The following is a 1,860-nucleotide window of genomic DNA, read 5'->3' as shown; positions in this document are numbered from 1 at the left end:
GGTGCGCATGGCGATCTGCCGGCCGCCGACCGCGCTCGCCAGCGTCTCGCCGACCCGTTGCGGGTCGCAGGCAAAGCCGAGCTCCGCCGCCGAGGCATAAAGCCGCGCGAGATGGCGGTCGAAGCGCAGGAAGCCCGAGCCGGGTTCCCAGCGCATGGTCTCGATCAGCTCGAAGTCGGCACCGTTCCCGTCGCGAAGCGCGCTTTCAGAAGACACTCCCGATACTCCTCATCGGCCGTCGAATCGAAGACGACGCCGCCGCCGACATTGTAGACGGCCTCGCCATCGGCAAAGAGCGAGATGGTGCGGATCGCCACCGAAAAACGCATTGTGCCGCCGGGGGCGACCCAGCCGATGGCGCCGCAATAGACGTCGCGCGGCACGCCTTCCAGATCGTGCAGGATCTCCATGGCGCGGATTTTTGGCGCACCGGTGATCGAGCCGCAAGGGAAGAGCGCGGCAAAGACCTGGCGGATGCCGATACCAGGCAAGAGTTTCGCCCGCACCCGGCTCACCATCTGGTGCACCGTCGGGTAGGTCTCGATGCGGAACAGCTCCGGCACCTCCAGCGTGCCGACCTCGCTGATCAGCGAAATGTCGTTGCGCAGGAGGTCGACGATCATGCGGTTCTCGGCCTGGTTCTTCTCGTCGTTGCGCAGGAACGCCTTCAGCCGCGCGTCCTCGGCCCTGGTCGCGCCGCGCGGCGCCGTGCCCTTCATCGGGTGCGTCTCGATCATGCCGTCCGCACCGATCTCGAAGAAGAGTTCCGGCGAGCGCGACAGCACGACCGGATCGCCGAGCGCGATCAGCGCGCCGTATTTCACCGGCTGGCGCTCGGTCAGCGCGTCGAAGGCGGCAAGCGGATCGCCGGACCATTGCGCATGGACCGGAAAGGTCAGATTACCCTGGTAACAATCGCCCTTGCGGATATGGTCGTGGAGGCGCGCAAAGCGAACGGCATAGTCCTCGGCGGACCATCTCGCCCTGGCGTCGAAGATCGGTCCGTTGCTGTCGGGGCCTGAACTCTTTCGCACGGCCTGCTCGAGCGGCGCGTCGAAGACGCCGAGACAGATCAGCGGCGCGCGGCGGCCCTCGGGGAGCAATGGCACCAGCTTCGGCTCGAGCAGATAGCCGGCCTCATAGGAGAAATAGCCAGCCAGCCATTTGCCGGCGTCGGATGCGGCTTGAGCTGCTTCGATCGCCGGCGTGAACTCATCCGCGCTGCGCGCGACAATGATCTCGCGCGGCCTGTCGAAGACGAGCTGCCTGCCGGTCTCGTCGTTGCGGAAGATGGCGGAAGGCAGGGACATAAGCCTCGGATGCGGTCAATTAAGTCGATCGCTCTATATGGGGGCTGGGGCAGGCGCAATCGAGAGAACGGCGTCGGGCGGCGCAAAGGCGTCTGGCCCAAGAGAAAGGCGGCGTCCGCAACGGGCGCCGCCTTGCGCTGGCCATTGTCGATGCGGGATCAGGTGTTGCTGGCGGTGCCTGCCGTCGGGAACCGGCGGGCGAATTCCGCCTCGTCGCCCGCGGCCAGCAATTTCGCCTGCTCGATCCATTTCTCGCGCGCGATGCGGCCGTCGAAATTGAGCACCTCCTCGATGCGCTTGACGTCGGCATCGGTCCAGGCGGCGATCTGGGCGTAGGTCGTGACGCCCTGACCCTTGAGCAGCTTTTCGTTGACCGGGCCGATGCCGATCAGGCGGCGCAGATTGTCGGCCTTGCCGCCAGCCGCTTTGCCCGATGCCGGCGCGGCCTTCTTTGCCGCCGCCTTGGGGGCTTCCGTCCTCGCAGCCGGCTTGGGCGCGGCGGTCGACTTGGCTGCCGGTTTTGCGGCGGCGGATTTGGCGGTGGCGGGCT

2 protein-coding genes and 1 pseudogene are annotated in these 1,860 nt (G+C 66.7%); all 3 read right to left on the bottom strand.

Going from position 1 to position 1,860, the window contains the following annotated elements:
* Positions 1-216 (bottom strand): aminotransferase class IV (locus DH10_RS29585; RefSeq protein WP_343221638.1); only part of this gene is annotated, 216 nt, incomplete at its 3' end.
* Entirely contained in the window at positions 165-1,310 is a 1,146-nt protein-coding gene (locus tag DH10_RS29580) for an aminodeoxychorismate synthase component I (RefSeq protein WP_192385634.1), read from the bottom strand. The genes DH10_RS29580 and DH10_RS29585, both read right to left, overlap by 52 nt.
* 158 nt (positions 1,311-1,468) lie before the next feature.
* Positions 1,469-1,860, bottom strand: a pseudogene (locus DH10_RS29575) (proton-conducting membrane transporter); the annotation flags it as partial.

It is taken from the genome of Mesorhizobium silamurunense (assembly GCF_014843825.1).
GTDB classification, from domain to species: Bacteria; Pseudomonadota; Alphaproteobacteria; order Rhizobiales; family Rhizobiaceae; genus Mesorhizobium; species Mesorhizobium silamurunense.
Note: the sequence above shows the minus strand (reverse complement) of the source record. Positions and strands in the feature narration are given on the sequence as shown.